Origin of the sequence: Streptomyces sp. NWU339 (genome assembly GCF_003143855.1) — a bacterium.
Lineage (GTDB): Bacteria > Actinomycetota > Actinomycetes > Streptomycetales > Streptomycetaceae > Streptomyces.
In genome coordinates, this window is record NZ_QFRK01000110.1 from 1 (window position 1) to 9,485 (window position 9,485).

8 protein-coding genes and 2 pseudogenes are annotated in these 9,485 nt (G+C 66.0%); 7 read left to right on the forward strand and 3 right to left on the reverse strand.

From position 1 onward, the window contains the following. The 6 genes and pseudogenes from DIZ27_RS43160 to DIZ27_RS43180 form a co-directional block, all read left to right on the forward strand. The coding region (locus tag DIZ27_RS43160; RefSeq protein ID WP_146229132.1) for a transposase at positions 1 to 255 on the forward strand (255 nt) is incomplete at its 5' end. A gap of 27 nt (positions 256 to 282) precedes the next feature. Next, positions 283 to 741 (forward strand): annotated as a pseudogene (locus tag DIZ27_RS46390) (MFS transporter); the annotation flags it as partial. Positions 742 to 814: 73 nt separating this feature from the next. Beyond that, on the forward strand, positions 815 to 1,027 hold the full coding sequence (locus DIZ27_RS43165; RefSeq protein WP_258308879.1) for a transposase: 213 nt from the start codon (positions 815 to 817) through the stop codon (positions 1,025 to 1,027). A 101-nt stretch (positions 1,028 to 1,128) separates the two neighbouring features. Continuing rightward, positions 1,129 to 1,665, forward strand: a complete 537-nt coding sequence (locus DIZ27_RS43170) for an NUDIX hydrolase (RefSeq protein WP_258308880.1) — start codon at positions 1,129 to 1,131, stop codon at positions 1,663 to 1,665. 300 nt (positions 1,666 to 1,965) lie between these two features. Beyond that, complete coding sequence (locus DIZ27_RS43175; RefSeq protein ID WP_109383743.1) at positions 1,966 to 2,460, forward strand: winged helix-turn-helix domain-containing protein; 495 nt, start codon at positions 1,966 to 1,968, stop codon at positions 2,458 to 2,460. After that, positions 2,457 to 3,044, forward strand: a complete 588-nt coding sequence (locus DIZ27_RS43180) for a transposase (protein WP_109383744.1) — start codon at positions 2,457 to 2,459, stop codon at positions 3,042 to 3,044. Before DIZ27_RS43175 ends, DIZ27_RS43180 begins: the two co-directional genes overlap by 4 nt. 104 nt (positions 3,045 to 3,148) lie before the next feature. Here the strand turns inward: DIZ27_RS43180 and DIZ27_RS43185 are convergent, their stop codons facing one another. From DIZ27_RS43185 to DIZ27_RS43195, 3 genes are all read right to left on the reverse strand, one after another. Then, positions 3,149 to 5,263, reverse strand: a complete 2,115-nt coding sequence (locus DIZ27_RS43185) for a BTAD domain-containing putative transcriptional regulator (protein WP_109383745.1) — start codon at positions 5,261 to 5,263, stop codon at positions 3,149 to 3,151. Between the two features lie 704 nt (positions 5,264 to 5,967). Further along, the gene (locus DIZ27_RS43190) at positions 5,968 to 7,194 is read right to left on the reverse strand and encodes a nucleotide disphospho-sugar-binding domain-containing protein (protein ID WP_258308881.1); all 1,227 of its coding nucleotides are present in this window, start codon (positions 7,192 to 7,194) and stop codon (positions 5,968 to 5,970) included. Positions 7,195 to 7,249: 55 nt separating this feature from the next. Beyond that, the gene (locus DIZ27_RS43195; RefSeq protein WP_181384003.1) at positions 7,250 to 8,269 is read right to left on the reverse strand and encodes a Gfo/Idh/MocA family protein; all 1,020 of its coding nucleotides are present in this window, start codon (positions 8,267 to 8,269) and stop codon (positions 7,250 to 7,252) included. 689 nt (positions 8,270 to 8,958) lie between these two features. Here DIZ27_RS43195 and DIZ27_RS43205 point away from each other — a divergent pair. Further along, positions 8,959 to 9,272: pseudogene (locus tag DIZ27_RS43205) on the forward strand (transposase); the annotation flags it as partial. Between the last annotated feature and the right edge of the window lie 213 nt (positions 9,273 to 9,485).

A 9,485-nucleotide genomic window follows, 5' to 3' on the forward strand; every position in this document is an offset into this window, starting at 1 on the left:
CTCGTGGATTGGGCCAAAGACAAGGTCCAGGTCACGCTGGAGATCGTCAAGCGCAGCGACGACGTGAAGGGCTTCGTGGTGCTCCCGAGGCGCTGGGTGGTCGAGCGCACTCTGTCGTGGATCTGCCGGCGACGCCGGTGTGTCCGCGACTACGAGCGCTTACCGGAGCACCACGAGGCCATGGTCCACTGGTCGATGATCCTCCTGATGCGACGCCGCCTCGCCCGCGCCACCGCCCCGCCAACCTCGAAATGATCAGTTCATGGACAGGCACTTAGCGGCTGGACCATCACATCCATCCTGTTCGCCATCCCCTATGGCGCACGCGCCGTGCCCCGAGCCATCGAGCACCGCGTTCCCGCCCTCCTCGCGGGGTTCGCGGTTCTGGTGGCCGCCACAGCCATCCCCCGCTCCCCCATCGGCGTCACGCTGGCGGTGCTCCTTGCCGGATGCCTCATCGCCGTGCAGTCCACAGCGCATTCTCTGGCTCTGCAGACCGCCGTACCGCGGGAGGAGATAGCAGAGGGGTTCGCCTGGATCATCACCAGCATGACGCTGGGCGCGGCTGTTGGTCAGTCGATCAGCGGCCAGATCGTGGAGCAGGCAAGCCCCAGGTTCGCTCTCGCCGTCATCGGGGCGCTGGGGCTGCTCGCTGCGGCCTTGGTCACACTCCAGCGCTCCGCGCTACGCGCCCCTGGAGCCAGCGCAAAGCAGACACCCGCGCATTCCCCCTCGCGCTAGCCCAGTACGGAGCCCTGGCCCCAAGCTCCTGAGGCCAGACCGGCGTGATCCATGCCGAGCCCGTGCACACGGCATGCGCTACTGCCGCTACCGAGGACAGCCGAAAGCCCACCTGCAGCACATGTTCACAGCAATCGTCGTGAACATCGAGCGCCTCAGAGGACTGCCACCGACCGAGGAAACCCCCTCGCCACGACCGCCGACCGCCTTCCAGACCTTCCTGGATCAGCAGGGGATCCCCCGGTCGAAGTCCTGGCGAACCCTCGGTAGAGGGCGTTTGACGTAGGAGAATCACCCTTTATCTTCTAGTAAGTTCCTCACCAGGTGAGGTTCGCTTCCGGCAACCCCGCGACCTTTCACACCAGTTCTCCCTGAGCGGATATCTTTGTGAAAATCTGCGACAACCAGTCCGTAGGTGTTGTCATCGGCGACGAGCACGGTCGCCTTCTGCTGTTTGACCGGGCAACCTTTCCTTCCGGAGCTGCCCCGGCCGCAGGCCACGTTGACGACCACGGCACCCCTGAGCAGACGGCCCGTGCGGAAGTGGCCGAGGAACTCGGTCTCGTGGTGCGCGGGCTGGAGATGATCGCGGAAAGATGGCGCAGCAACCAGTGCCGTCGGGTCCCCGGACTGCGGGGGATCGGCCATTACTGGACGGTTTTCCGGGCGACCGCGGAAGGGGTGCTGGCTCCCTGTGCACGGGAGACCCGCAACGTGCGCTGGTGCACGTCCGATGAGGTGGGCAGGCTCGCTGAGCGCACCGTGCGTTATGCCCAAGGACATCTTTCTGCCGACGAGTTCGCCGTTGCGCCAGGACTGGAACCGGTGTGGCTGCGGTGGTTCGCAGACCTTGGGATCGTCACCGTGCCGGAGCGGCACCTGGCACTTGTTGACAGCGCCATGCGCCCCAGCACGACCTGCTGACCCGACTCTCCCTCATTGGGTCTGCCCTGCCCAGGGAGCTGTCGAAGAAGGGTGCAGATCCAATCGGAGTGTTGTTGATCAGGCCGCGAGTTTGAGTCGGTCGCGGTAGCGTTGCGCGATCTTGGTGGTTAATTCCAACTGTCATGAAGCTAGGGAGAGTTGGAGCCTGGCGAGGTGGCTGTGGTTGGCGCGGTCGAGGGGGTGGCCGTTCCACCAGGCGGCGATACGGATGAGGTTGAGAGCCGTCTGAGGCTTTCGGTTCAGGGTGCCGGTTGTCTCTGACGGGTGTAGGCCGGTGGCATGAGGTATCCCGACAGTGGCGGCCAGACGTCGGCCGAGCGGGCCCGGCGGGAGCGGGTGCGGTTCGAGGCCGCCAAGATGTTCGAGCAGGGAATCCGGCCGCCGGAGGTGGCCGAGCGGCTGCGCATCTCGCGGAAGTCGGCCTRCGCCTGGCACCGGCGGTGGGCCTCCGGCGGCACCGAGGCGCTGCGGTCCAAGGGGCCCAGCGGCCGGCCGAGCCGGATCAGGCCCGAGTGGCGGGCCTGGCTGGAGRCGGAGCTGGAGCGGGGGCCGGCCGCGCACGGCTGGACGGAGGACCAGCGGTGGRCCCTGGCCAGGATCTCCACCGTCCTCGCCCGGCACTKCCMTGTCTCGCCCAGYGTGCCGCAGATGTGGCGGATCCTGCATCAGATGGGCTGGACGGCACAGATCCCGCGGCACCGGGCCGYCGAACGCGACGACGAGGCGGCGGCCACCTGGGTGAAGGAGGCCTGGCCGCGCGTGAAAAGACCGTGAGRGAGAAGGATGCCTGGCTCGTCTTCGCCGACGAGGCGGGACAGAGCCTGCGGCCGCCCCGGGCCACGACCTGGTCCCCACGGGGCCTCACCCCGACGGTCCGGGTGAATGCGGGTTCCGGCCGGATCTCCCTGGCCGGCGCCGTGTGCTGCCGGCCGGGTGAGCGCACCCGGCTGATCTACCGCATCCTGGTCCACCACCCCGGCCGTCGGACGGAGAAGAAGGGCTTCCGGGAGCCGGAGCTCGCCGCGCTGCTGGACGCCGCCTACCAGCAGCTCGGCCGCCGCGACATCGTGCTGGTGTGGGACAACTCCACCCAGCACACCGACGCCGCGATGCGTGCGCTGCTCGCCACCCGGTCCTGGCTGACCGTCTTTCGGCTTCCCCCGTACTGCCCAGAGTTGAATCCAGATGAGGGCGTGTGGTCGAACCTGAAGAAGTCCCTGGCCAACCTGGCTGCCGGTACCCTCGACCAACTCGCTGCGCTGGCAAGGACCCGGCTCAAACGCATGCAGTACCGCCCCGGTCTTCTGGACGGCTTCATCGCCGAGACCGGCCTGATCCTGACGCCGCAACAGGCATGAGTCACCTCGAAATGAAAGCCTCAGAACGACCTCTCGTGGCCGCCGGAACCGGGGCGTCCGCTGGGGAAAGGCTTCTCACGACGTCTGTGATCAGCTGCGCTGGTTCACATGCCCGCGCACCGTCCCTCGGCACCGAGATGCCGCACAGCGAAGTCGTAACCGTCTCGCTCGGCCGCGAACCGGATTGCCGGGTCTACTCGCGGAATCCGGTATCGGTCGGGGATCTGGCCGCCACCGAGCTCGCTACCGCGCTCCGGCCGGGAGACCGTCGGTGCGCTCGACAGCCCGGTGTCCCCGTTGCCCCGCGCTTGGCCGTTCGTCAGGTCATCTCCGTCCGTACCGGCCAACTCGATCCACGCGTGCGCCGCCCGTGTCCTCGCTGTGTCCCGCTCCTCGATGCTGATCTGCTCCGCGGCTTGGGCCATCGCGAAGACCCGCACAGCCCAGTTGAAGCCGTATCTCAGCTGTCCAGCGGTGTCTGGGCCGGCCAGCTCCATCAAGCCGCGGTCGAGCAGGAGCTCGAGCAACTCGTCGGCGCGAGGCGACGTGGTTCCCACGATGCGAGCGACCAACCAGACCGCGAAGTCAGGGACCGGAATGTCGCTCAGCACCAACCAGAGCCACCGCGCATCGGCGGGAAGCGCTTCGACACCGGCTGCGAGCCGAGCACGCAGATTCAGTCCGTTGTGGGTCAGCAGACGTTCCGCCTGGCGACTGTCTCGGAACTGGGCAACGGCGTGTCCCAAGGGCAACCGCGGTTGTGAAGCGAGTCGGGTGGCCAACGCGCAGGTCGTTATCGGCAGATGGCCTGCGGCGCGGACGAGCGAGAGAGCGCTGTCGGGTTCTGCTTCCACCCGATCGTCCCCGATGATCGATGCGAGCAGCGCGACCGCTTCGCTGTCGCCAAGCGGACCCAGGCGGACAATGCGTGCGCTCGGGAGGTCGGGCCGTTCTCTCCTGCTGGTCGCGAGAAGAGCGCACCCAGAGCCGAATGGCAGCAGCGAGTCGATGTTGTCGACGTGATCCAAGTTGTCCATGTTGTCAACGACGACGAGCACACGTCGCGTGGCGGTCAAATTGCGATAGAGCGTCACACGATCGGCCTCGTGACTCGGAATCTCTCGTTCGCTCACGCCAAGAGCGAACAGAAAAGAGCGCAGGGTCGTTGAGATGAGTGAATTCGCTTCCCTTTCGCGCTCGGCACCCATGTCCACGTACAGCACGCCGTCGGGGAAGAGCGCACGGTGGTCGTGAGCGATCCGAACCGCGAGCGCCGACTTGCCGGACCCGATCGGCCCGACGACCAGCGCGATCCGGTGCTCCAGCGTCGGCGGGCCGGCCAACAGGCTGGAGATCGTGTCCACAGCGCCGACCCGGCCCACGAGCGTGACGACAGGCGGCGGAGCCTGTACCGGCACGGTGCCGGTCACCGCCAACTGTGGTTGCGGCGAGGACTCCTCCGCCGACTCGCCCGCCAGAATGCGCTGCTGCAGGGATTGCAAGGTGCCGCTCGGCTCAAGGCCCAGTTGGCTGGCGATGACGTGACGGCCAGCACGGTACGCGGAGAGTGCTTCCGCCCGCTGGCCGTTTCCGTGCAGAGCGCGCAGGTACTGCTCGAGCAACCGTTCTCGAAGCGGGAACTGCCGCACGAGGGACGCCAGTTCCGGAATGACCCCGACGAACTTCCCTTGCTCCAGCTCCAACTCGATGCACTGCTCGACCACCAGGAGACGACGTTCCTCCCATTTTGCGGCGAGAGCCTGCACAACAGGGCTGTCGATCTCGCCGAGCACGACTCCACGTACTGTCGACAAGGCTCGCCGTCCGTACTCGACCGCCTCGACGTGATTCATGCGTGCCACAGCTTCATCTGCGGCACGAGCGTGCATCTCGAACACGTCGGTGTCCAGATTGCCATCGGGCACGCGCAACGTGTACCCGGTGGAATTGGTTTCGATTATGTTGCATCCGTCCCGGCCTGCCGAGAGCATCCTGCGCAAGGACCAAATGCAGGTCTGCACCTGACCGACAGCGGTACTCGGCGGGTTCCTCGGCCAGAGCGCGTCCACCAACTGGTTGACCGACACGGCACGATTGGCACGCAGGAGCAACATCGCCAACACGACGAGTTGGCGATTACGCCGGAGTGGTAATGGAACTCCGCCCAGCATCACTTCGAGCGGACCCAGAACACCAAAATAAGGAGACTTCTCCGACATTAAGACGTCAACCCCCCATGATCGCGATTTCCCCTGGGCCTCCTCGAAGAGGCCGAAAGGACCGTATCTACGACAGTTGAAATTACCGTGCGTGACGACTCAAAAAGCGCAGGCACGAGTGCGGGCATACGGGCCGAAAGCGTCCAGCCGCCCCTGCCTCACAACCAAGCCCCCTCATATAATCAGCCCGGAACCCCAGTACGCGATACAGCGTAGAGCAGGCCCCACTGCTCCGCAAGATCGTCGAAACCTACTGGCGCCCTACGCGACGCCTGCGGATCACGCCTGGTCAGGGGTGTGACCAAGGGGGTGGTGATCGTGTAACAGGCCGCGAAGGTGCCGGGGCCTGTTACACCAGATCAAGCCAACCGGCGCTGGTGGAGTGACGTACAAATGGAATCGCGGATAGCGCGTCCGCCGTAAGCACGGCCACCGCCGACGCAAACTCGGACGCCGTAACCATTGGACGAGCAGTCACCAGCACATACACAACTAGCCAAGTGAGGCTGCCGCACTTGGCTAGGCCCGATCACACTGGCACGAGACGCGAGTGGCACCGAGCGCGGCGGAGCGACCTCTTAAGTCTTTAGAAGACTCATTTTTTTCGCGAATTACGACTGGACGATCGGGCCATGGCTGAGTGACAGGGTTCTGGGTCGGCTCCAGCAGCGCCCGAAGCCGACCCAGTCACTCGCCGGCGCCCCTCAAACTCGTACCATGTCTTCGATCTTCGCTACCAACTCCGCGGGAGAAGGTGCTCGGTTGGTCCGCGCGAACAGCGCCCGGGCACTTTCGACGTAGGCCGGGTCGCTCAGGACCAGGGCCACCGCGCGCACAACCGCGTCAGCCATCGTCTGCCGGTCCTCGATGAGAGGGATGTGGACGCCGGCGCCGGCGGCCTCGGTGTGCTCGCCGAAGCGGGGGTAGTCCATGTGAGGACGGGTGATGATGACTTGCGGGACGCCGTGCGACAGCGCTGCGCTCCAGGTCCCGGTGCCTCCGTGGTTGACGACGGCGGAGCAGGTGCTCAGCAACGCCGACAGCGGCATGTGGTCCACCAGTCGGACGTTGTCCGGAAAAGTCGTGCCGGGCGCGACCTGGCGGGCGTCGAGAGTTGCCACGACCTCGGGGCCGAGCTCGGCCAGTCCTCGCAGGATCTCAACGATCGGTACGTCGCTGTCGTCAGCGAGTTCCCGGTAGCTCAAGCCGAGAGAGACGCAGATGCGACCGTTCGGAGCGGGTGCTGTCGCCCAGTCCGGGACTACACCCGGCCCGGTGTAGGGCGTCCAGCGCACGGAAAGGTAGTCCAAGCCGGTCGGCCACCGCATCTCGACGGGGTTCGGGTCGATGCTGGCTTCGCCGAGCAGCATCCTCTCGTCGAACTCGATGCCGAGATGCTCGAGCAGCGGGGCGAAGTGTTCGGCCAGCACATCGGTTGTTCCGGCGCCGAGCTCCCGCAGTCGGTGACGGAGCATTCCCTCCCAATCGCGGCCCCAGAGCAGGCGCACCTGCGGCTTCTTGGTCATGTGCGCGGCGATTCCCGCCGGGTAATATCCGCCATCCCACACGATGACGTCCGGGCGCCACCCGTCGATCAGTTCGAGGCACGCCTCGACCAAGGGAGCGGCCTCAAGTGAGGTGTAGCCGGCCAACGAGGGTAGAACGAATTCTCGTACCGTGATCCTGACGACTTCCTCGGCGTCGTTGAGATCCAGCGAGCTCATCATCTGTTCGGTGATCGACGCCGGCTGGGCCGTGGTTTCCATGAGATCGAGTCCAGCCTTGAGGGGCGTGGCGACGAGGCCGGCGGCCTGGATCATCTCGACGGCCTCGGGCTGACTTGCGACCAGCACTGAGTGCCCGGCGGTTTGCAGAGCCCAAGCCAGAGGGGCAGTTGCCACTACGTGTGACGACGCCGGCGTGAGGAACATCAGCACTCGCATCAGGCGACCCCACCGTCGCGTTGACGTTGTTGCACCGGAATTGTCACGATTCCTCCTCGGTGTGGCGGTGAGCGGGTGGACCGAGTGCCTGCGCGAACTCGTGGATCTCGTCGGTCAGGCGTGCCTGGTTGATGCTGGTTACCGCCTCCCGCGAAGGGAATGCGGTTGCACCGAGAACGGCATCGGCAAACCTCTGCACCGAAGCGCGGCACTGATCGTACGCCGGCAAGGACACCGGGACGGTGCCTGAAGGCGTGGTCAGTCGGGCCGTCGGCAGATGGTCGGCCGGTGGGGTGAACACGTGATCAACCTCGATGCGGCCCGCGCTGCCGGCAAGCGCGTAGGTGGAACGGTAAGCGTCGTCCAAGCCGAACGTCAGGTTCGCCCACACACCGTCGTCCGGACGGACGAGCAGCACAGAGCCGCCCAGGTCGACGGCGCTCCCGGCGAACCGCAGAAACGCGCCGCGGACTTCCAGCTCCGGACCGAGGAACATCTGCGCTGCGCGCAGCGGATAGCCACCCGTGTCGTAAAGGGCTCCCCCACCCAGATCTGGCCGCAGTCGGATGTCGCCTTCCGGGCGTCCTGGGATGGTGAACGTCGCGGAGAACGAACGCACGTCGCCCACAGCCCCGCTCGCCGCAAGCCGAAGTACTTCAGCGTGCATCGGGTGGTTGCAGAACATGAAGTTCTCGTGCATCACGAGGCCGAGCTGCTCAGCGAGCTCGAACAGGCGCCGGGTGTCGTCAATCGAGGTGGTCAACGGCTTCTCGCCGAGCACGTGTTTCCCGGCACGCAGAGCCCGTTCGATCCATTCGGCGTGCAGCCCCGCGGGTAGCGGAACGTAGACAGCATCCACGTCGTCGCGGTCGAGCAGGGCTTCGTATCCGGTGACCGCGTCGCCGCCGTGCTGCCGGACGTACCGCTCGGCTCGCTTCCAGTCTCGGCTTGCGACCGCGACCAGATGGATGGAGGACGACGCGGCGACCGCCGGCAGAACACGCCGCGCCGCGACGTCGGCGCAGCCCAGAACACCGAGTCCGACGCTCTTCCCGTTCGTCACATCGATCCTTGCGCTCCATCCAGCTCGTTCTCAGACGTGTGTCGAGGTCGTCTGGCAGCTCATGTGGAAAGTGGCCTCAGTCCTGCCTCATGCGTGCAGCTCGGCTCGGGTTGACGAGATGCGCGGCGCCGTCTGCTTGCGCGCGACGCGCGTAGGAGCATGGGCACGTGCCTCTCCTCGAGCGATCGGGACCACGGCCACCCCGAGCTGCGGTGTGCACTCGGAGCGGAGAACGTGGTCTGGTCCCTCAATTCCCGCCCGCCGCGCTGCATCGCGTCAATAGCCAGGATTGAAATGGATTCGGTCCGAGAGCGGCTGGATATCTGCGTGAGAGCGGAACGATGTCAGCGATCACGCTTTCCCCATCAAGGGTGGTTTGAGCGTCATGTAATTCCTCATCCAGAATTCTCCTAATTCTCCAGGGGTAGACGGAGTTCGGGATCGAGGGACCTGGTCATCGCGGAGGCGCGTGTCCGGCCGTCGGCCCGTGGTTCGGAAGGCCGATGGGCGGCCCGGATGGCAAGGAGGACGTTCGTCGTGGTCGACATCCCCGAGATCTACGTCCACTGGTACGCGGGCCGCTCGAAGACCGAGCTGGCCGCGTCGCTGGGGGTGGACCGCAATGAGGCTGATCCCTTGGAGTGGACACCCTGACAATGGATCTTGATGGTCCAGGGAGGGATGTCCAGGTGGGACGCCAGTCTCCGTACCCGGAGGAGTTCCGGAGGGACGCCGTCGCGCTGTATCGCGCGGGCGACGGCAAGCGCACGTACGCGGCCGTGGCCGCCGAGCTCGGGATCACCGGGGAGACACTGCGCACATGGGTCCGCAAGGACACCGGGGGCAACGTGTCGGCCGTCCGGGGCGGGAGCGACCCGGAGAGTCAGGCCGATGAGCTGGCCCGGCTGCGGGCCGAGAACGCCAGGCTGCTGAAGGCCGAGAAGGAGTGGCAGTTGGAGCGCGAGATCCTGCGCCGGGCGGCCGCCTATTTCGCCAGGGAGGTGTGCGCCGTGAGGTGCTGATGGTCCGTACGGAGGTGAGAGACCTGCGTCAACTGCCCTGTCGTGGCGGGGTGGTGAAGCTGAGGGCAGCCTGATCTGGGTGATGCCGAGGAGGGTGGCAAGCGGCCCTGACAAAGCCGGGACGTGCCAGCACTGCCAGATGGTGCGGGTCCGGCGAGCGAGGTGGAAAGGAGTACGCGAGGAACCGTCGTCAT